Consider the following 19,216-nt stretch of genomic DNA (forward strand, 5'->3'; position numbering starts at 1 on the left):
GCCACGCGAGTTGCGCACATCGCAGGCAAAAAAAAGCCCCGCATCGCTGCGAGGCTTTTTTCAAATCTTGGCGCCCGAAGTTGGACTCGAACCAACGACCCCCTGATTAACAGTCAAGTGCTCTAACCGGCTGAGCTATTCGGGCGGGGTGCGCATTGTAGCCCGTTTTTCGCGAGATGTAACCCGTCTGGCGACAACTATTTCACGCACGGTGATACGGATGATTGGCCAGCATGGCCGCAGCGCGGTACAGCTGTTCGGCCACGACCAGGCGCACCAGCATGTGCGGCAGCGTCAGCGGCCCGATCGACCATTTCTCGTCGGCCATCGCCGACACCTCGGCCGAGTGGCCTTCCGGCCCGCCGATCAGGAACGCCAGGTCCCTGCCCTGCCCTCGCCAATGCTCCAGGCGCTGGGCCAGCTGCTCGGAACTGAGTTGGCGGCCCGGCACATCGAGCGCGACCACATAGGCATTCTTCGGCAGCGCGGCGATCACCCGCTTGCCTTCGTCATCGGTCGCGCGGCGCGCATCGCGACCCTTGCCGCGCAGGCCGGGCTCGATCTCGACCAGCTCGAACGGCAGCCAGTGCGAGAGCCGCTTCTGGTACTCGGCAAACCCCTGCGCGACCCAGGATGGCGCGCGCTCGCCGGTGGCGATCAACCTGGCTTTCATCGGTGTCCTCCGCAGCTACCGCAGGCGGCGCCGCAAAAGACAACGGCGCCATCGGCGCCGTTGTCGTGACCGGGCACGCTGCGATCAGCGCGCGTCGTAGTCGTCGTCCGCATCGTCGAGCAGCTCGATCGGCGGCTGGTCGCCCACGGTCCACAGGCGCTCGAGCGCGTAGAACTCACGCACGCGCGGCAGCATCACGTGGACGATCACGTCGCCCAGGTCGACCAGCACCCATTCGGCTTCGCGCTCGCCTTCCACGCCCAGCGGCATCACACCCAGCTTCTTGGCGAACTTCACCACTTCATCGGCAATCGACTTGACGTGACGGCTGGAGGTGCCCGAGGCGATCACCATGTAATCGGCGACGCTGGAGCGGCCGATGACGTCGATCTCAACGAGATCCTTGGCCTTCAGTTCTTCGGTGGCCCCGCGCACGCACTCGAGCAGCTGCATGACGGAGGGCGCCGGATTGGGCAGTTGGACCTTGATGGTCTGGGGCTGGGCTTGGTTGCTCAAAGCGGGTCAACTCGATAAATGTGGGGCCGATTATACGGGGCGGCGGGGCCGCGCGTATTCACGACGGTGTTGCGCCGTACAGGCGGTGACCGAGGATGTAGTCGGCCACCGGCGCCGGCAGCAGCGCCTGCCAGGAACCGTCGGCCTGGATCTGCGCGCGTACGGCGGTGGCCGATTCCTCGCGCAACGGGGCCTGCAGACGCAGCAGGCGCCCGGCCGGGGCGGTGAACAGCGCGCGCTCGTGGCTGGCCCAGCGCCCTTCCAGGGCCTTGGCCAGGACCGGGTCGAGCGTGCCCGCCAGCGGGCTGCCCGGGCGGTCGGCCACGATGAAATGCGCCAGCTCGAACAGCGCGCCCCACTCGTGCCAGCTGGGCAGGGCCAACAGGCTGTCGGCCCCCACCAGCCAGGCGATGGGCTGGCGCGGGCCCAGTTCGGCGCGCAGCTCGCGCAGGGTATCCACGGTGTAGGACGGTACGCCGGGCTGGCGCTCGGCGCGGTCCAGCTCGTGCCGGTCCAGCAGCAGGCCCGGTTCGTCGCCGACGGCCAGGGCCAGCATGGCCAAGCGCTGCGCGGCATCGGCGCCAGGGGCAGCGCGGTGCGGCGGATCGGCGGCCGGCAGCAGGCGCACGGCCACCTGCAGCTGGTCGCGCGCGGCGCGGGCAATGGCCAGGTGGCCCAGATGAACGGGATCGAAGGTCCCGCCGTAATAGATGCGCAGCCCCATGGGCTCAGGCCCGGGCGAGCAGGCGCACGGCACGGGCTTCGGACACGGCGATCAACAGCCGCTCCAACGCCAGCCAGGCATCGCCATCGGCGCGCCCCTTGGCGATGCGGTCCACCAGCCCGGCCTCGGCCACGAAGCGCTCCCAGCGCTTGACCTCGGGATGGCGCTGCAGGGCGCGCTTGAACGGCGCCTGCCGCGACTCCCAGATGCCGCGGCTCTTCATTTCCGCGGCCAGGTTGCCACCGCGCGCCTGCACCCGCGCTAGGCCGGCGGTGGAGAGCAGCTCGCGGATCACGATCGGGGTCAGGGCCGCCACGGCTTCGCCTTCGGCACGCAGCCCGGCGATCATGCGCAGCACCGCGGCAGGCTGGCCGGAGAAGGTGGCTTCCACCAGCCGGAACACGTCATAGCGGGCGGCATCGGCCACCAGCGACTCCATCGTGTCCACGTCCAGCGTCTGGCCGTCGGCCAACAAGGCCAGCTTGTCGATTTCCTGGGCGGCGGCCAGCAGATTGCCCTCCACCCGCTCGGCCAGGCGCTGCACGGCCTGCGGATCCGCGCGCAGGCCCTTGCCACGCAGGCGGCGCTCGATCCACTCGGTGAGTTCATGCGGCTTGATCGCCCACGCCACCGAGATCACCCCGGCACGGCCCACCGCATCGGCCCACTTGGTCTGGTGGGCCTTGCTCCATTCGTTGCAGGTGATCAGCAGGATCACGTCCGGCGCCGGGTTGGCACAGAACTGGCTGATCACTTCAGCGCCTTCCTTGCCCGGCTTGCCGCTGGGCAGCCGCAGTTCCATCAGGCGCCGGGCACTGAACAGGCTGGGCGCGTTGAAGCTGGCGTCGAGCTGGTTCCAGTCGAAGTCACGGCCATCGGCATCGAACACTTCGCGTTCGTTGACACCATCGGCGCGTGCCCGCGCACGCACGGCGTCGGCCGCTTCCAGCACGCGCAGTGTTTCCGGCCCGGCGATCAGATACACCGGTGCCAGCGGCTGGCTGGCCGGTTGGCTGGCAAGCTGTTCGGGACGAAGTTCCATCCGGGCAGGCCGATCCGCGGGCGGACCGGGCTCAGTGCCCCTGCGGCACGTCGGCCGGCACCGCCGGCGTGGCCGGGGGGGTGGCCGGCGTCGTGCCGGGCTTGGCCGGGGCACGGCCGTGCTCCAGCTCGGCACGGACCACGCTGTCGATGCGGCGCATGATCGAGGCCGACATTTCACGACGCAGTTCGTCGGCGAGGATCTCGCGCTCGGTGGTGGTACCGGTGGCGTCGGTCGGCGGCGACACGTAATCGCGCGAGAGCTCGATCACCTGCTGCGGCACCAGCTCGCTGCCGTCTTCGCGGCGGAAGATGAAGATCACCGCGTAGCGCAGGCTGTATTCCTGGGCACGGCCCTGGGCATCGATCGCGATCGGCAGATCGCCCCAACGCTCGGACAGCACCTGGAGCTGTGCGGCCGGTTCGGTGCTGTCGCTGTCGGCAATCTGGGCGCCCGAGGCCTGCAGGCCACGACGCAGCAGCTTGACCAGTTCACTGTAGGGCGCGGTGGACACCACCTGCACCGCCGCCGTATCGGCTGGCAGCATCAGCTTGTTGCGCAGATGGAAACCGCAGCCGGCGAGGGTTGCGGTCAGGACAAGGGCAAGCAGGAATCGGGTCATGGACACAGTCTGTAGGAGCCGGGCGGTCGCGGCAACAAGCAGTGATCGTGCCGGATGCCACGTGAACAGGACTTGATACCGGGCGGCCTGCATGGCGCGTCCGGACCCTGCCCCTGGAGATCCGTGCCACCGGGCGCGTAGGCACCCGGCGGCACGACAGCATCAGCCCTGCGCAGCGGCCACGATGTTCACGATCTTGCCCGGCACGATGATGATCTTGCGCACGGTCAGACCTTCCAGGAACTTGGCCGCGTTCGGCTCGGCCAGGCCCAGCGCTTCGATCTGATCACGCGGGGCATCGGCAGCGACCTCGATGGTGCCGCGCAGCTTACCGTTGACCTGCACGGCCAGCGTCACCGCATCGCGCACCAGCGCGGCCGGATCGGCCTGCGGAAACGCCTGGTCTTCCAGCAGTTCCTCGGCGTGGCCCAGCACCTGCCACAGCGCATGGCTGGCGTGCGGGGTGATCGGGTTGAGCAGCAGCACGGTGGCGCGCAGCGCTTCCTGGCGGACCGCACGGCCCTGCTCGCTGACGTCATCGAACTTGGCCAGCGCGTTCATCAGCTCCATCACCGCGGCGATGGCGGTGTTGAAGCTGTGGCGGCGGCCGTAGTCGTCGCCGACCTTGCCGATGGTTTCGTGGGTCTTGCGGCGCAGCGCCTTCTGCTCGGCGTTGAGCGCGGCCACGTCCAGGGCCGGGGCGGCACCGTCGGCGGCGTGCTTCTGCACCTGCGCCCACAAACGGCGCAGGAAGCGGGCCATGCCGTCCACGCCGGCTTCGTTCCACTCCAGCGACTGTTCCGGCGGCGCGGCGAACATCGAGAACAGGCGCACGGTGTCGGCACCGTACTTGCTCACCATCACCTGCGGGTCCACGCCGTTGTTCTTGGACTTGGACATCTTCTCGGTGCCACCGATCACCACCGGCTGGCCGTCGGCGATCAGGGTCGCGCCGACGATGCGGCCGCGCTCGTCGCGCTGCACATCCACGTCGGCCGGGTTGATCCAGTCCTTGGAGCCGTCCGGGTTCTGGCGGTAGTAGGTCTCGGCGATCACCATGCCCTGGCACAGCAGGTTCTGCGCCGGTTCGTTGCTGTCCACCATGCGCGCATCACGCAGCAGTTTGTGGAAGAAACGGAAGTACATCAGGTGCAGGATCGCGTGCTCGATGCCGCCGATGTACTGGTCCACCGGCAGCCAGTAGTTGCCGCGCTTGTCCACTGCGTCGCGGGCACCCGGGGAGGTGTAGCGCGCGTAGTACCAGCTCGACTCCATGAAGGTGTCGAAGGTGTCGGTCTCGCGCTCGGCCGCGCCGCCGCAGTCCGGGCAGGTGGTCTTGCGCCATTCCGGATCGGCCTTGATCGGCGAACCGGTGCCGACGAAATTGACGTTCTCCGGCAGGACCACGGGCAGCTGCTCTTCCGGCACCGGCAAGGCGCCGCACTTCGGGCAGTAGATCACCGGGATCGGGCAGCCCCAGTAGCGCTGGCGGCTGACGCCCCAGTCGCGCAGGCGGTAGTTCACGCGGCGCTGGCCCTGGGCCTTGCGCTCGAAGCGCTCGGCCAGTGCTTCGAAGGCGCCCTGGAAATCCAGCCCGTCGAACTCTTCGGAGTTGACCAGTTCGGTGTCGCGGGTCTTGTCGCCATACCAGTCCTGCCAGCGCGTGGCGTCGTAAGCGCTTTCTTCCTTGCGCAGCGACTTCAACGCGATGACCTGGCGGATCGGCAGGCCGTACTTGTTGGCGAATTCGTTATCGCGCTGGTCATGGCCCGGAACGGCCATCACCGCGCCGGTGCCGTAGCCCATCAGCACGAAGTTGGCGACCCACACCGGCACCTGGGCGCCGGTGACCGGATGGATGGCGCGCAGGCCGGTATCCATCCCGCGCTTTTCCTGGGTTTCCAGTTCGGCTTCGGAGACGCCGCCCTGCTTCATCTCGGCCAGCAGCGCCGCGAGCGCCGGGTTGGACTTGGCCGCGTGCTGGGCCAGCGGATGCTCACCGGCGATGGACACGAAGGTCACGCCCATCACGGTGTCCGGACGGGTGGTGAACACGCGCAGCGGGTCCAGCGTGCTGCCGTCGGCATCGCGCACGTCGAACTGTATCTCCAGCCCTTCCGAGCGGCCGATCCAGTTGCGCTGCATGGTCTTGACCGAGTCGGGCCAACCCGGCAGTTCATCCAGGCCGTCCAGCAGTTCCTGGGCGTAATCGGTGATGCGCAGGAACCACTGCGGGATCTCGCGCTTTTCCACCAGCGCGCCGGAACGCCAGCCGCGGCCATCGATGACCTGCTCGTTGGCCAGCACGGTCTGATCGATCGGGTCCCAGTTCACCACCGCGTTGCGGCGGTAGGCCAGGCCCTTGCGCATCAGGCGGGTGAACATGCGCTGCTCGTGCACGTAGTACTCGGGCGTGCAGGTGGCGAACTCGCGCGACCAGTCGATCGCATAGCCCATGGCCTTGAACTGGCCACGCATGTGCTCGATGTTGGCGTAGGTCCACTTGGCCGGCGCGGTCTTGTTCTTGATCGCCGCATTTTCGGCCGGCAGACCGAACGCATCCCAGCCCATCGGCTGCAGCACGTTGTGGCCGGTCATCCGCTTGTAGCGGCTGATCACGTCACCGATCGTGTAATTGCGCACGTGGCCCATGTGCAGCGCACCGGACGGATACGGCAGCATCGAGAGGCAGTAGAACTTCGGCTTGTCCGAGGTCTCGGTGACCTCGAAGGCACGGGTGGCATCCCAGTACTGCTGGGCGGCGGATTCAACCTGCTGCGGATCGTAAACGTTGGGTTCGACGCTGGTCATAAAAACGCTAGTGCGGCGGCAAAGCGGCACAGGGTACCGCAGTGCGGCATAGGGCTCCAATCGAGGTGGCCCACCGCAGCGCCCAAACCCGTCATCTCATTGAATTGACTGGGGATTGGCCGAATACGTCATCGCCCTGCCCTGGCCCCGGCGCGGTGCCGGGGCGCAGCGGCAGGTGAACCGCGCTCAGGCACGGCGCGCGCCCGGGGCCAGCGGCAGCACCGCCACCAGCCAGACCAGCCACGCACCGAAGGCCACGCGCTGGGCCAGCGGTGCCGGCAGCAGGGCCTGCAGGGCGAACGCCGCCAGCAGCACGCCCAGCCCGCAGGCCAGGTGCAGCGCACCCACCGCGCGCCACGCCGGCAGCCGCAGCGCGCCGATCCCGGACATCACCGCCCCGGGCACGAAGGCCAGCACCCAGACCATCCACGCGCTGGCGTGGTATTGGCTGGCCGGGTTGTCCAGGTCGCTGGTATCCAGCGGCAGCACGCCCATCGCGGTGAAGCCGACCCCGGCCAGCATCAGCAGCTGGGCGCCAACGCGCATCGACCACGGCGCCGTGCGCGGCACCCGGAGCAGCAGGCGCAGCGCCACCAGGCTGGCCAGCAGGCCGGGCAACGCGAACCCGACGATATTGAAGGCCAGCGCATGCGGCACCCCCATCGCGCCCAGCAGCGCCACCGGGTGGCCGATCGGATCGAACAGCGGCAGCGCCGCGCCGAAACCCAGCACCGCGCCCACGAACAACACGGCGGCAGCAATGCCGAGCGCCCCTTCCCAACGTTGGATTCCCTGCATGTTGCTCACCCGGCTGCATTACAAGGCCCGTATTGTCGCCGCTTCCAGGCCGATCCGTCGGCCGGGGTTGCGTCCGGTCGCGGCCGGCACCATACACTTGCTCTCCAGTTTCCCGGTTGATTTGAAACCATGAGCGATCTGCCCCACGTCTTTGACGCCACCACCGAGACCTTCGAGACCGAGGTCCTGCAGAAGTCCCTGCAGACCCCCGTGCTGGTCGATTTCTGGGCCACCTGGTGCGGCCCCTGCAAGACCCTGGGCCCGATGCTGGAAAAGCTGGCGGGCGAATACCACGGTGCCTTCGAGCTGGCCAAGGTCGATGTCGACAAGGAACAGCAGATCGCGGCCGCGTTCCAGATCCGTTCGGTGCCCACCGTGTTCCTGGTCAAGGGCGGGCAGATCGTGGACGGCTTCCCCGGTGCGGTGCCGGAGGGTCAACTGCGCGAGTTCCTGACCCAGCATGGCGTGGTCCCGCTGGAGGCGGCCCCGGACGAGGAAGAAGCCGTCGAGGCGCCTCCGCTGGATCCGCAGGCCCAGGTCGACGTGCTGCGCGCGGCGATCGCCGCCGAGCCGGACAAGGAAGAACTCAAGCTCGACCTCGCCCTGGCCCTGCTGCAGACCGGCGCCACCGCCGAGGCCACCGCGCTGATCGATGCGCTCCCGGCCAATCTATCCACCGATGACCGCGCCGTGCGCGCCCGTGCCCGCCTGGAGTTCGCCAGTGCGCTGCAGGAGGCTCCGGCCGCGGAGGTGCTGGACGCGCGCATTGCGGCCAACAGCGACGACCTGCAGGCCCGCCACCTGCGCGGCGTGCAGCTGCTGCTGTCCGGCCAGGACGCCGCTGCGCTGGAGCAGTTCCTGGACATGCTGCGCCGGGATCGCACCTATGACGACGGGCGTCCGCGCAAACTGCTGATCGATGCCTTCAAGGTGATCGAGGATGAAGATCTGGTCGGCCAGTACCGCCGCCGCATGGCGTCGCTGCTGTTCTGATCGCCGGCGGCCAGCGCCTCTCGGGGCGCTGGCCAGTCGAACCTGCCTATCCCAACTGGCAGCTTTGATGTGTGACGTGAATCACGTTCAGAAACCCTGCACGGCTCCCGGGCAATAATGCCGCCGCGGCCCACTGGAGGCTGCGATCCATCGGGGAGGATGAGGTCTGGGCCATGGCGGCCTACTTGGCTGCGCCCCGCCTTGCAGGGCCGTGAATGACCGTGAGATTGACCCGATTGCTTCGTTTCCCTTTGGCTGCCCGCCTTGTGGTGCTGGTGGCGTTGCTGCTGTCCGCCGCGCCGCTGCTGGCACAGGACTGGACCTACCGGGTGCGTCCCGGCGACACGATCTGGGACCTGAGTGCCCGCTACCTCAAGCCGTCCATTGCCTGGGAACAGCTGCAGTCGCATAACGGCATCGCCGATCCCTACCGCCTGCCCCCCGGCAGCCAGCTGCGCTTCCCGGTGGCCTGGCTGCAGGTGCAGCCCGCGCCGGCACGCGTGCTCGCCGTGCGCGGCCCGGTGCAGAGCCAGGCCGACGGCCAGCCGCGTCGCGATGTGATCGAAGGCGATCTGCTGCGGATCGGCCAGGAGCTGGTCACCGGCGAGGACGCCAGCGTCACCGTGGTGTTCGCCGATGATTCGCGTCTTCAGCTGCGCGAGCGCTCGCGCCTGCGCTTCGATCAGCTCTCGCGCTACGGGCACACCGGCATGGTCGATACCCGCCTGCGGCTGGAACAGGGCCGCGCCAGCAACCGGGTGACCCCTGCCAACGGACCGGCCTCGCGTTACATCATCGATGCACCGACCGCGACCAGCAGCGTGCGCGGCACCGTGTTCCGGGTCAGCGCCGGCCAGGACGGCCGTGGCGCGGCGACCGAAGTGCTGGAAGGCCGCGTGCAGGTCGGCAACCGCCGTGGCCAGCGCCTGGTCACCCGCGGCCAGGCCACCCGCAGCCCCTCGCTGGACACGCGCCCGGCCGGCCTGGAGGCGTTGCTGCCCGCGCCCGTGATGGCGACCGAGCCGCAGCGGCTCGTCACCCTGCCGGCGGCCGTGGCCTGGCAGCCGGTCAGCGATGCTGCCGGATACCGGGTCGAGGTGGTCCGCGCCGATCAACCCGAGGTGCTGCTGTTCGGGCGTGATACCGCTGCCACAACGCTCAGCCTGCCCGACCTGCCGCCAGGCGAGCTGCGCCTGCTGGTAAGGGCGGTCAGCGCGGTGCAGGTCGAAGGCCTGGACGCCAGGCAGGACTTCCTGGTGCGCGATCAGCCGGTCCCGCCGCTGACCGTGCGCCCGCTGCATGGGCAGACCCTCAACAGCGCGCGCCCCCGCTTCGAGTGGACCCGGGTGGCCGAGGCCGAGCGCACGGTGCTGCAGATCGCCCGCGATCCGCAGTTCCTCACTCTCCTGCTTGAACAGGACACCCGCGCCACCCACCTGCGTCCCATCCTGGATCTGGCCCCGGGGGACTATGTCTGGCGCGTGGCGTCGGTGGATCGCAACGGCGACCGCGGCCGCTTCGGCCAGCCGCTGCCGCTGACCATCACCGACGAGCCGGTCGACCCGGCGCTGCAACCGCCGGAAGCCGCCCAGGGCCAGCTGACCCTGCGCTGGCAGGCGGGCGAACCGGGCCAGCGCTATCGCATGCAGCTGGACCGCCGCGGCGATTTCAGTGCGCCGCTGCTGGATCGCGAACTGGACCAGCCGGAGGTGTCGATCAAGCGCCCCTGGCGCGGCACCCTGCATGTGCGCGTGCAGTACATCGACGACGACGGTTACGCGGGGCCGTTCTCGCCGGCACAGCAGATCGCCCTGCCGTGCCGCACCTGCTACGCCACCGGGGGCAGTGCGCTGCTGTTGTGGCTGCTGCTGTGACGCCGCTGCATCTGCCCTGGCCCCACCGCCTCCTGCTGGCCGCGCTGGTCGGTGCGCTGGCGGTCGCGGCCAGTCACTGGCAATGGTTCTGGAAGCAGGACGAGGCGGTCTACGACGCCTACGTCGGCGGGTGGGAGTACACCCCCGACGCCCGCCTGCTGATCGTGGCGATCGACGACAACAGCCTGCAGCAGCTGGGCCAGTGGCCGTGGCCGCGCGGCACCCACGCGCGCCTGCTGGACCGGCTCACCGACGCCCGCGCCGAGCGCGTGGTGCTGGACCTGATGCTGTCCGAGCCGGACCGGCAGGACAGCGCCCAGGATGCCGAGCTGGCCGCGGCGATCCGCCGCAACGGGCACGTGGTACTGCCGGTACTGGCGGCCCCGGCCAGTGGCCCGCGCATGGCCGAGGAACTGCTGCCGATCCCGCTGATCGCCGCCAACGCGGCCAGCCTGGGGCACAGCGATATCGAAGTCGACGGCGACGGCGTCGCCCGTGGCCTGTACCTCACCGCCGGGATCGGCTCACCGCACTGGCCGGCACTGGGGCTGGCGCTGGCCGACACGCGCGGCCCGCTGCCGGGCCTGCATGACCCCCAGCCCGATCTGGCCTCGCCCTATCAATGGCGGCGCGACCACTATGTGCGCGTGCGCTACGCCGGCCCGCCCGAGCGCTTCCCGCAGGTTTCCTATGCCGACGTGCTCAACGGCGAGGTTGATACGGCCCTGCTGCGCGGGCGCCGGGTGCTGGTCGGAACGACCGCCAGCGGGATCGCGCCGCGCCTGCTGACGCCCACCACCCGCGAGCGCTGGATGAGTGGCAGCGAGTACCAGGCCAACGTCGCTTCGATGCTGCTGGCCGACAAGGTCATCAACCCGCTGCCGTCGGCATGGCAGAGCGCCCTCACCGGGGTGCTGGTCGCGCTGTGCTGCCTGTTGTTGACGCTGCCGCGGGCATGGCTCACCGGCGTGCTCGCCCTCCCGCTGACGCTGCTGCTCAGCTTCGTGCTGCTGCGTGCGGGCAACCTGTGGTTCGCACCGGCTGCGGCCCTGACCGGCATGCTGGCCGTGCTGCTGGCCTGGACGCTGTGGCGGGTCAGCGCCTGGCGTCGCCAGGCCAACAGCGATGCGCTCACCGGGCTGGGCAACCGGCTGCGCTTCGAGCAGACCCTGCAGGCCGAGCACGATGCCGGCTGCCGCAGCGGACGGCCGCTGAGCCTGGTGTTGATCGACGTGGATCACTTCAAGCGCCACAACGACGATTTTGGTCACCAGGCCGGTGACACCGTGCTGCGCCGGATCGCGCAGGAGATCCGGGCGCACGCGCGCCGGCCGCGCGACATGGCCGCGCGCTTTGGCGGCGACGAGTTCGCGCTGATCCTGCCCGACACCACGCCGGAAGGCGCAGTGCAGGTGGTGCAGGACCTGGTCGCACGGGCGCAGGCGCTGGAAATTCCCGCCGGCCGCGGTGCCACCACGCATATCACCCTGAGCGCCGGCGTGTTCACCCGGGTGCCGACACCGGGCACCGAACCGCGTCACTTCTTCGAAGGAGCCGATGCGGCGCTGTACCAGGCCAAGGCGGCCGGGCGGAACGGCTATGCGGCCGATGACGGCGGCCCGGGCTGAGCCCACCGCCAAGCACCATACGCAAGCGAATGGTAGACTCCGGCCACCTCCCCAGCGTGACGTGACCCGAATGAAGGCCGCTGTCTTCCGCCACGGCATCAACCTGTGGCCGCCGTTCCTGTTCACCGGCATCCACGTGACCGATGTCAGCCCGGACTACCGCCATGTGCGCGTCGAGCTGCGCATGCGCCCGTGGAACCGCAACTACGTCGGCACCCACTTCGGTGGCAGCCTGTTCGCGATGACCGATCCGTTCTGGATGCTCACCGTGATGCAGAACCTGGGGCGCGATTACTACGTCTGGGACCGCGCCGGCGAGATCGAATTCCTCAAGCCGGGCCGCGGCACGGTGGCGGCCGAGTTCCGTCTGGACGAGCCACTGCTGGACCAGTTGCGCGCAGCCACCGCCGACGGCGGGAAATACCTGCACTGGTTCAGCAATGACATCGTCGATGCCCAGGGCGAGGTCATCGCGCGCGTGCGCAAGCAGGTCTACCTGCGCCTCAAGCCCGGGGCGCGCCAGCGCGCGGGGTGAACGACAGCGCGCTGCTATGCTCGCGCGCCGGCTCCACCCCACGGACGACCATGCGCCTGCCGCTTCTGATCACCCTGCTGCTCACCGCCCTGCCCGCCGTTGGCCAGGAACTGCGGATCCCGCCGGTCGACTACCCGGTGCTGCCGGCCAGTGCCACCTCCGCGGCCGGCTTCGTGCCCGCCGGCTGGCGTATCGAGCAGCAGTTGAGCGGCGACCTCAACGGTGACAAGCGCGATGACCTGGTACTGGTGCTGCGCCAGCAGGACCCGCGCAACATCGTCGTACACGATGGCTTCGGGATCAGCCCGCTGGACAGCAATCCGCGCCTGCTTGCCATCGCCTTGGCCACGCAGGACGGCTACGCGCTCGCCGCGCAGAACCACACGCTGATCACCCGCCATGAGGCGCCGAACCTCTCCGACGTATTCGAGGACGGCGCGGGCGTCTCGATCGTGCGCGGCACCCTGCGCACCACCCTGTTCTTCTTTTCCAATGCCGGCAGCTGGTCCACCGGCTCGGCCAGCTTCACCTTCCGCTGGCAGGATGGCGCCTTCGCGCTGATCGGCTACGACCGCAGTTCGTTGATGCGCAATTCCGGGCAGACCGAAGACCTGAGCATCAATTACTCGACCCGCCGGGTGCGCCACGCCGAGGGCAGCACCGACGCCGACCGCGAAACGGTGCGTTGGGAAACGCTGACCTCACCGCGCCGCTGGACCCTGGAGACGGTGGGCGACGGCAGCAGCTTCGAACCGCTGGCGGACGCCGAGGGGGGCTGAACCGCCGCCGCACCGCGCGCGGTTCAACGTGCCGGTGCCTGCATCGGCACCTGCAGGGTCGGCCCGCCCTCGTCCCTCACCACGCGCCGGTCCACCTGCAGCCACAGGCCATCGTCGCTGAGCACCGGGGTCCGGGTGGGCGAACGGAGCGCCTCCGGCAACCTCTCAAGCGCCACGGATGCCTCGCCAGGCTGCTGGCGCAGCCAGCGCTGTGCCGCCACCAGGCGCAGCATCGCGGCGGCGTCCTGCGGGCGGCCCGCGTACTGCTGCATGTCCGGCCCGGGAAGATTGGCCAGGCTGCAGCCCAGCGGATTGGCGATGCACGCAAAGCGATCCTGCGCCGGCCCGGGAATCGGGGTAGGCGCATCGCGCGCGGCCACCAGCTCGGCACTGGCAGCGCACGCCCACGCGTAGCGCGGCGCCATGCGCGCCTGGGTACGCGGCACATCCAGCAGCAGGCGATTACCCTTCGGGTCTCCGCTGGCCAGGCGCAACCCCGCCCCGGCCAGCGCGAACTCACCGCGCATCGCCATGCACAGGCTCTGCTCGCCAGACGTCATGGGCGTCAGTGCGGCCTCACAGGCCGCAGGCAGCGTCGCATCGGCGGGCAGTTCGACCAGGATGTCGGCCAGCAGCCGCGCGTTGGTCTCCACCACCGCCGCGCCGATCATGCTGGTGATCAGCGTATCGCCCTGCCCCGTCATCCGGCGCCCACTGAGGATGTCCGCACAGGCACCAGCGAGTGCGGCACCACTGTCACCACGCACGTGGGCAAGCGCATGCGCCGATACCGGGTCGAGCATCGGGTGGAAGACCGGCAGCGGCACCATCGGGTCGGTATCGAACGGCATGAACGGGGAGACGAAGTGCCCATGGCCGGCAATCGCGGCCACGCGCTGGTGAAGCGCATCATGACCGGCATGCGCGGCGGCGAAACGCTCCGGGTCGGCGCGCACCGCCGCAAGACAGCCCATGCCCCGTCGGCCACACCGCGCCAGCGCGGGCAGCGGCGTAGCGGGGTAGCGTCCTTCCGCGCTGGAGTCCACCGGCCGCTGGCCGGGCGTGCCGGTGCGCCAACGCTCCACATCCTGCGCCAGCACCGCTTCGCGTGCGTTGGCATCCAGTCCGTCGTAGCGCAGGGTCCACAACGCGGAGAAGCCGTTGCCGCCGTTCGTGGGCACGGGCGCCTGCAGCAGCCGCATCGCCTCGCGCTGCTCAACCAGCAGCGGCCAGAACCGCGAGGCCGCCCAGACCACCGCGACCGCCACCATCAGGCTCAGGATCGAGATGCCCACCCATTTCAGTCCATTCTTCAACACAGCATTCTCCCCAGCGCCCGCGTCCTGCGGGGACGGGCAGCGTAAACCGGGCATCGCCCCCGCTACAATGCGCGGATGTCGCCCGAAGCCCCCCAACTCGTTCCGCGTCCCTCCCTGCAGCGCCTGTTCCTGACCGGTCTGCTGACCCTGCTGCCGATCTGGCTGACCTGGGTGGTGGTCAAATTCGTGTTCGTGCTGCTTTCGGGCATTTCCAGCCCGCTGGTGGTGCCGTTATCCGAGCAGATCGCTGCCTCCTTCCCGCATTACCTGGGCTGGATCAAGGTCGAGTGGATGCAGGACATCATCGCCCTGGCCGCCACGTTGCTGGTGATCCTCTCGGTGGGTGTGCTCAGCCGCCGCGTGATCGGCCAGCGCCTGCTGCGCTGGTTCGGCGCGGTGATCAAACGCATCCCGTTGGCCAGCATCATCTATGACAGCGCCAAGAAACTGCTGGACATGCTGCAGACCGAACCGGGCAGCACCCAGCGCGTGGTGCTGATCGATTTCCCGCACCGGGACATGAAGTCGGTCGGGCTGGTCACGCGGGTGATGAAGGAAGAAGGCAGTGGGCGCGAGCTGGCGGCAGTGTACGTGCCGACCACCCCCAATCCGACCTCGGGCTATCTGGAAATCGTGCCGGTCGAGCTGCTGACCCCGACCGACTGGACCGTGGACCAGGCGATGAGCTTCATCATTTCCGGCGGTGCGGTCGCGCCGGAAACCATGCCGTTCACCCGCGCCGGCGATCGTTGAGCGTGGCGGCAGCCTCGCGCTGCCGCAGCTGACCGCGCGCCGTACATGACAAAGCTGACCGGGGGCCGATGCTGGTCGTACGCAGGCGAATCGGGCAAGCTCCCTCGTCTGTGCGTTTACGGAAACAGCCGATGCCCCACCCCGCCCGCGCCCTGGCGCTTGCCATCGCCGTACTGATGGCCTTCAGTGCCGCCGCTCCGGCCGAAGCCGCCAAGAAAAAGGCCACCCGGCCCGCCGCGGCCCAGTCCCGGCCCGCCGCCAAGCCCAAGGCCAAGCCGCGTGCACGCCCGGCCGCCGCCCCTGCCCGCCAGCCGCTGGTACGCCAGCAGAGCAAGGCCGCGCAGCTGGACCGGATCTACGATGAGTACTGGGATGCCTCGATGCGGCTCAACCCGCTGCAGGCCACCTTCCAGGGCGACAGCCGCCACAACGATCAACTCCCCAACATCCTCTCGGCCGCGTACCGCCAGCAGTCGCATGATTTCACCGTGGAATGGCTGGGCAAGGTCGAGAAGATCGGCCCGGATGGCCTGACCGGCCAGGACCTGCTGAGCTATGAAATCTTCGTGCGCGATGCGCGCATGTCGCTGGCGGCCGAACAGTTCCCGGGCTGGATGCTGCCGGTGAGCCAGTACTACAACCTCGGCAGCATCATGGCCATTCTCGGCTCCGGCTCCGGCGCCCAGCCGTTCAACACGGTGCAGGATTACGACGGCTGGTCGCGCCGTTCGCTGGGCATCCCAGCACTGTTCGAACAGGCCATCGCCAACATGCGCCAAGGCATGGCTGCCGGCGTGGTGCAGCCGCGCGACCTGATGGAAAAAGTGCTGCCGCAGCTGGATGCGGTGATCAAGCCCACCGCCGAGGAAAGCATCTTCTGGGCGCCGGTGCGCAATCTGCCCGAGGATTTCCCCGAGGCTGACAAAGTGCGCATCACGGCCGAGTACAAGCGCATGATCGAGTTGCGCATCATGCCGTCCTACCGCGCCCTGCGCGGCTTCATCGCCACCGAGTACCTGCCCGCCGCGCGCAGCACCGATGGTTTGGCCGGCCTGCCCGGCGGCAAGGCCTGGTATGCGCAGACCATCGTGCAGAGCACGGCCTCCACGCTGACGCCCGAGCAGATCCACGCACTGGCCGAACAGCGCGTGGCCTCGCTGCAGGCACAGATCGCCACGATCATGAAAGACAACCGGATCCGCGGCTCGCAGCAGAAGCTGCTGCGCACGATGCGCACCGACCGCGATTTCCAGTACGCCAACGCCGATGCACTGATCAACCGCTACAAGCAGCTGCAGAGCCAGGTCAATGCGCGCCTGCCGACCCTGCTCGGCACGCTGCCCAAGGCGCCGATGGAGATCCGCGCGGTGGAGCCCGAGCGTGCCGCCACCGCCGGCGCGGTGAGCTACCAGCAGCCGCTGCCGGACGGCATGCGCCCAGGCGTGCTGTACATCAACACCGGCGACCTGCCGAGCCGCCGCCGCTGGGCCGCACCGATGCAGTTCCTGCACGAAGGCATTCCCGGCCACCACGTGCAGTTGGGCCTGCAGCAGGAGCTGGACAAGCTGCCGCGCTTCCGTCGCCTGGGCGGCGATATCGCCTTCGTGGAAGGCTGGGGCCTGTACGCCGAGTCGCTGGGTGAGCAGTTGGGCGTCTATCAGGATCCGTACGAACGCATCGGCTATCTCCAGGCCGCATTGACCCGCGCCGCACGCATGGCCGCCGACACCGGCGTGCACGCGCAGGGCTGGAGCAAGCGCCAGGCCGTGGACTACCTGGTCAAGACCGCGGACATGAGTGCCAGCGATGCCAATGCCGAAGTCGAGCGCTTCATGGCCCTGCCCGGGCAGACCCTCGCCAACGGCCTGGGCGAGCTGAAGATGATGGAGCTGCGCGACAAGGCCAAGGCGGCACTGGGGCCGCGTTTCGATGCACGTCGCTTCCATGAGGAAGTGCTGCGCGATGGTTCGATGCCGCTGGATATCCTGGATGCCAAGATCGCCCGCTGGATCGCCAGCCAGAACGGTGCGGCAACGCCCGCGCCCTGACCGCAGAAGGAACCGGACATGCACATCGTGCGGCATCTACGTGGGTGGATCGGCGCGATGTGCATCGCCGGCAGCGGGTCAGTGATGGCCGCGCCGGCGCTGACACCGCCGGATCCGGGCATCGATGCCCTGATGCAGCGCTACGACGGCCAGGTGCCGGGCGCGGCGGTGCTGGTCCTGCATGATGGCAAACCGGTGTTCCGGCGCGGCTACGGGCTGGCGGTTCTGGAAGATCGCACCGCCGTGACCGCACAGACCAACTTCCGGCTGGCCTCGGTCAGCAAGCAGTTCACCGCCGCGGCGATCCTGCTGCTGGCCGAGGACGGCGCGCTGACCCTGGATGATCCGCTGAAGCGCTGGTTGCCCTCGTTGCCGGCCGCCGCCGATGCGATCACCCTGCGCCAGCTGCTCAGCCACACCAGCGGCCTGCTCGACTACGAAGACCTGATGGCCGCCGACGCGACCGCGCAGGTGCATGACCAGGATGTGCTGCATCTGCTGGAGGCTCAGGACCGGACGTACTTCACACCCGGCACGGCCTACCGCTACAGCAACAGCGGCTACGCGCTGCTGGCGCTGGTGGTCGGCAAGGCCTCCGGCAGCGATTTCGCGACCTTCCTGCGCCAGCGGATTTTCCTGCCGCTGGGCATGCGCGACAGCGTGGCCCATCAGGACGGGGTGGACGGAATCGCCCGTCGCGCCTATGGCTACAGCGAGGTCGACGGGCGCTGGCAGCGCACCGACCAGAGCGTGACGAGCGCGGTGCTCGGGGATGGCGGCATCTATTCCTCGGTGGACGATCTGGCCCGGTGGGATGCCGCGCTGTATGACCAGCGGCTGCTGAAAGCGACATCGCTGACGCAGATGTTCTCCCCTGCCACGCCCACCGCCGAACGGGACGTGCCGTTCTACAGCTTCGGTTGGCGCCTCAACGGCGGCGCACACTGGCACAGCGGCGAGAGCATCGGTTTCCGCAACGTGATCCTGCGCTACCCGGCGCAGCGCCTCACCGTGATCGTGCTCAGCAACCGCAACGCACCCGAACCCTATCCGCTGGCGCTGCAGATCGCCCGGCGCTGGCTGGACACCCTGCAATGAACGCTTCGGACACCTCGCCGCTGACCGGCATCCACCACGTGGCCCTGATCGCCTCGGATTACGCCCGCTCGAAGGATTTCTATACCCGCGTGCTCGGTTTGCGGGTGATCGCCGAGAACTACCGAGCGGCGCGCGATTCCTGGAAGCTCGACCTGGCCCTGCCCGACGGCAGCCAGCTGGAGCTGTTCTCGTTCCCGGGGGCGCCGCCGCGCCCCAGCCGCCCCGAGGCCCAGGGCCTGCGCCACCTGGCCTTCCGCGTGCACCTGCTGGAGCCCATGATCGAACGCCTGGCCGCGGCCGGGGTGGCCTGCGAGCCGATCCGGGTGGACGCGTACACCGGGCGCCGGTTCACCTTCTTCGCCGATCCCGACGACCTGCCGCTGGAGCTGTACGAGATCCCGGCCGACGCCGGCTGAACCGTGCGCCGGGCACGTTCCGTACCGGAGCGAATGGGTATACAGTCGGCCCTGTACCGGCCGCCTGCGCCGGCGTTCACGGACATCCCTGGGAGGGGAACATGCGCAAGACCTTCAAGACCCTGTTGCTGGCGCTGCCGCTGATGATGGCTGCGATGTCGGCCAGCGCCGCCGACGGCGCCGTCGGCCGCTGGAAGACCATCGATGACAAGACCGGCAAGGTGAAGTCGATCGTGGAGATCACCCAGGCTACCAACGGCACCCTGACCGGCAAGGTCGTGGACATCCTGCACTCGGACAAGGGCCCCAACCCGGTCTGCGATGGCTGCGAGGGCGCCAACAAGAACAAGCCGGTCAAGGGCATGACCATCCTGTGGAACCTCAAGGCCGATGGCGCCAACGCCTGGTCCGGCGGCACCATCCTGGACCCGGGCAACGGCAAGACCTACAAGTCCAAGATGAAGCTGCAGACCGGTGGCGCCAAGCTGGACGTGTCCGGCTGCGTGGCCTTCATCTGCCGCGCCCAGACCTGGGTGCGCGAGTAAGCCCCGCGCAGGTTCCAGCCCCGGTGACCCGGCTTCGGCCGG

At 68.9% G+C, this 19,216-nt stretch carries 18 protein-coding genes and 1 tRNA gene; 10 read left to right on the forward strand and 9 right to left on the reverse strand.

From position 1 onward, the window contains the following. Nucleotides 1-68: 68 nt before the first annotated feature. The 8 genes from C0R07_RS02020 to C0R07_RS02055 all read right to left on the reverse strand — a co-directional run bounded on the left by C0R07_RS02020 (nt 69) and on the right by C0R07_RS02055 (nt 7,186). Nucleotides 69-145 (reverse strand) — tRNA-Asn (locus C0R07_RS02020). Nucleotides 146-202: 57 nt separating this feature from the next. Beyond that, a complete protein-coding gene (gene rlmH / locus C0R07_RS02025; RefSeq protein WP_019183383.1) occupies nt 203-673 on the reverse strand; it encodes a 23S rRNA (pseudouridine(1915)-N(3))-methyltransferase RlmH in 471 nt (156 codons plus the stop codon). A gap of 84 nt (nt 674-757) precedes the next feature. Next, nucleotides 758-1,126 carry a ribosome silencing factor gene (gene rsfS / locus C0R07_RS02030; RefSeq protein ID WP_087947504.1) on the reverse strand — a complete coding sequence of 123 codons (369 nt, stop codon included), beginning with the start codon at nt 1,124-1,126 and terminating at the stop codon, nt 758-760. A 121-nt stretch (nt 1,127-1,247) separates the two neighbouring features. Further along, a complete protein-coding gene (gene nadD, locus C0R07_RS02035) occupies nt 1,248-1,913 on the reverse strand; it encodes a nicotinate-nucleotide adenylyltransferase (protein WP_102788078.1) in 666 nt (221 codons plus the stop codon). Nucleotides 1,914-1,917: 4 nt separating this feature from the next. Continuing rightward, nucleotides 1,918-2,955, reverse strand: a complete 1,038-nt coding sequence (gene holA / locus C0R07_RS02040; protein WP_070425626.1) for a DNA polymerase III subunit delta — start codon at nt 2,953-2,955, stop codon at nt 1,918-1,920. A 31-nt stretch (nt 2,956-2,986) separates the two neighbouring features. Further along, nucleotides 2,987-3,577, reverse strand: a complete 591-nt coding sequence (gene lptE, locus C0R07_RS02045) for an LPS assembly lipoprotein LptE (RefSeq protein ID WP_070470987.1) — start codon at nt 3,575-3,577, stop codon at nt 2,987-2,989. A 162-nt stretch (nt 3,578-3,739) separates the two neighbouring features. Beyond that, nucleotides 3,740-6,388 carry a leucine--tRNA ligase gene (leuS, locus tag C0R07_RS02050; RefSeq protein ID WP_070470989.1) on the reverse strand — a complete coding sequence of 883 codons (2,649 nt, stop codon included), beginning with the start codon at nt 6,386-6,388 and terminating at the stop codon, nt 3,740-3,742. 186 nt (nt 6,389-6,574) lie between these two features. Beyond that, complete coding sequence (locus C0R07_RS02055; RefSeq protein WP_046273321.1) at nt 6,575-7,186, reverse strand: DUF998 domain-containing protein; 612 nt, start codon at nt 7,184-7,186, stop codon at nt 6,575-6,577. Nucleotides 7,187-7,315: 129 nt separating this feature from the next. Here C0R07_RS02055 and trxA point away from each other — a divergent pair, with 129 nt between their 5' ends. The 5 genes from trxA (at nt 7,316) to C0R07_RS02080 (ending at nt 12,995) form a co-directional block, all read left to right on the forward strand. Then, nucleotides 7,316-8,179: a thioredoxin gene (gene trxA, locus C0R07_RS02060; protein ID WP_070470992.1), complete on the forward strand. Its 864-nt coding sequence runs from the start codon at nt 7,316-7,318 to the stop codon at nt 8,177-8,179. Nucleotides 8,180-8,394: 215 nt separating this feature from the next. Next, complete coding sequence (locus C0R07_RS02065) at nt 8,395-10,053, forward strand: FecR domain-containing protein (protein ID WP_102788079.1); 1,659 nt, start codon at nt 8,395-8,397, stop codon at nt 10,051-10,053. After that, entirely contained in the window at nt 10,050-11,681 is a 1,632-nt protein-coding gene (locus C0R07_RS02070) for a CHASE2 domain-containing protein (protein WP_102788080.1), read from the forward strand. Before C0R07_RS02065 ends, C0R07_RS02070 begins: the two co-directional genes overlap by 4 nt. A gap of 70 nt (nt 11,682-11,751) precedes the next feature. After that, a complete protein-coding gene (locus C0R07_RS02075) occupies nt 11,752-12,216 on the forward strand; it encodes a DUF4442 domain-containing protein (protein ID WP_019183393.1) in 465 nt (154 codons plus the stop codon). Between the two features lie 50 nt (nt 12,217-12,266). Next, on the forward strand, nt 12,267-12,995 hold the full coding sequence (locus C0R07_RS02080; RefSeq protein ID WP_102788081.1) for a hypothetical protein: 729 nt from the start codon (nt 12,267-12,269) through the stop codon (nt 12,993-12,995). Between the two features lie 23 nt (nt 12,996-13,018). Here the strand turns inward: C0R07_RS02080 and C0R07_RS02085 are convergent, their stop codons facing one another. After that, nucleotides 13,019-14,314: a hypothetical protein gene (locus tag C0R07_RS02085; protein ID WP_167390310.1), complete on the reverse strand. Its 1,296-nt coding sequence runs from the start codon at nt 14,312-14,314 to the stop codon at nt 13,019-13,021. A gap of 75 nt (nt 14,315-14,389) precedes the next feature. Here C0R07_RS02085 and C0R07_RS02090 point away from each other — a divergent pair, with 75 nt between their 5' ends. The 5 genes from C0R07_RS02090 (at nt 14,390) to C0R07_RS02110 (ending at nt 19,174) form a co-directional block, all read left to right on the forward strand. Further along, nucleotides 14,390-15,067 (forward strand): DUF502 domain-containing protein, encoded by a 678-nt coding sequence (locus C0R07_RS02090; protein ID WP_070425632.1) that lies wholly within the window; start codon nt 14,390-14,392, stop codon nt 15,065-15,067. 131 nt (nt 15,068-15,198) lie between these two features. Continuing rightward, entirely contained in the window at nt 15,199-17,115 is a 1,917-nt protein-coding gene (locus C0R07_RS02095) for a DUF885 domain-containing protein (protein ID WP_102788083.1), read from the forward strand. Nucleotides 17,116-17,172: 57 nt separating this feature from the next. Continuing rightward, the gene (locus C0R07_RS02100) at nt 17,173-18,213 is read left to right on the forward strand and encodes a serine hydrolase domain-containing protein (protein ID WP_428991892.1); all 1,041 of its coding nucleotides are present in this window, start codon (nt 17,173-17,175) and stop codon (nt 18,211-18,213) included. Further along, a complete protein-coding gene (gene gloA2 / locus C0R07_RS02105; RefSeq protein ID WP_070471004.1) occupies nt 18,210-18,629 on the forward strand; it encodes an SMU1112c/YaeR family gloxylase I-like metalloprotein in 420 nt (139 codons plus the stop codon). The genes C0R07_RS02100 and gloA2 overlap by 4 nt, the downstream gene beginning before the upstream one ends. A 101-nt stretch (nt 18,630-18,730) precedes the next feature. Further along, entirely contained in the window at nt 18,731-19,174 is a 444-nt protein-coding gene (locus tag C0R07_RS02110; protein WP_070425636.1) for a DUF2147 domain-containing protein, read from the forward strand. Nucleotides 19,175-19,216: the final 42 nt, after the last annotated feature.

It is taken from the genome of Stenotrophomonas bentonitica, assembly GCF_002887735.1.
Classification (GTDB): domain Bacteria; phylum Pseudomonadota; class Gammaproteobacteria; order Xanthomonadales; family Xanthomonadaceae; genus Stenotrophomonas; species Stenotrophomonas bentonitica_A.

Excerpts from the sequence above, each read along its gene's own strand:
- C0R07_RS02055 (WP_046273321.1), bottom strand. The coding sequence starts at position 7,186 with ATGCAGGGAATCCAACGTTGGGAAGGGGCGCTCGGCATTGCTGCCGCC.
- C0R07_RS02080 (WP_102788081.1), top strand. The coding sequence starts at position 12,267 with ATGCGCCTGCCGCTTCTGATCACCCTGCTGCTCACCGCCCTGCCCGCC.
- C0R07_RS02110 (WP_070425636.1), top strand. The coding sequence starts at position 18,731 with ATGCGCAAGACCTTCAAGACCCTGTTGCTGGCGCTGCCGCTGATGATG.
- C0R07_RS02090 (WP_070425632.1), top strand. The coding sequence starts at position 14,390 with ATGTCGCCCGAAGCCCCCCAACTCGTTCCGCGTCCCTCCCTGCAGCGC.
- C0R07_RS02100 (WP_428991892.1), top strand. The coding sequence starts at position 17,173 with ATGTGCATCGCCGGCAGCGGGTCAGTGATGGCCGCGCCGGCGCTGACA.
- trxA (WP_070470992.1), top strand. The coding sequence starts at position 7,316 with ATGAGCGATCTGCCCCACGTCTTTGACGCCACCACCGAGACCTTCGAG.
- C0R07_RS02075 (WP_019183393.1), top strand. The coding sequence starts at position 11,752 with ATGAAGGCCGCTGTCTTCCGCCACGGCATCAACCTGTGGCCGCCGTTC.
- C0R07_RS02065 (WP_102788079.1), top strand. The coding sequence starts at position 8,395 with ATGACCGTGAGATTGACCCGATTGCTTCGTTTCCCTTTGGCTGCCCGC.
- C0R07_RS02095 (WP_102788083.1), top strand. The coding sequence starts at position 15,199 with ATGCCCCACCCCGCCCGCGCCCTGGCGCTTGCCATCGCCGTACTGATG.
- nadD (WP_102788078.1), bottom strand. The coding sequence starts at position 1,913 with ATGGGGCTGCGCATCTATTACGGCGGGACCTTCGATCCCGTTCATCTG.
- holA (WP_070425626.1), bottom strand. The coding sequence starts at position 2,955 with ATGGAACTTCGTCCCGAACAGCTTGCCAGCCAACCGGCCAGCCAGCCG.
- gloA2 (WP_070471004.1), top strand. The coding sequence starts at position 18,210 with ATGAACGCTTCGGACACCTCGCCGCTGACCGGCATCCACCACGTGGCC.
- leuS (WP_070470989.1), bottom strand. The coding sequence starts at position 6,388 with ATGACCAGCGTCGAACCCAACGTTTACGATCCGCAGCAGGTTGAATCC.
- rlmH (WP_019183383.1), bottom strand. The coding sequence starts at position 673 with ATGAAAGCCAGGTTGATCGCCACCGGCGAGCGCGCGCCATCCTGGGTC.
- rsfS (WP_087947504.1), bottom strand. The coding sequence starts at position 1,126 with ATGCAGCTGCTCGAGTGCGTGCGCGGGGCCACCGAAGAACTGAAGGCC.
- lptE (WP_070470987.1), bottom strand. The coding sequence starts at position 3,577 with ATGACCCGATTCCTGCTTGCCCTTGTCCTGACCGCAACCCTCGCCGGC.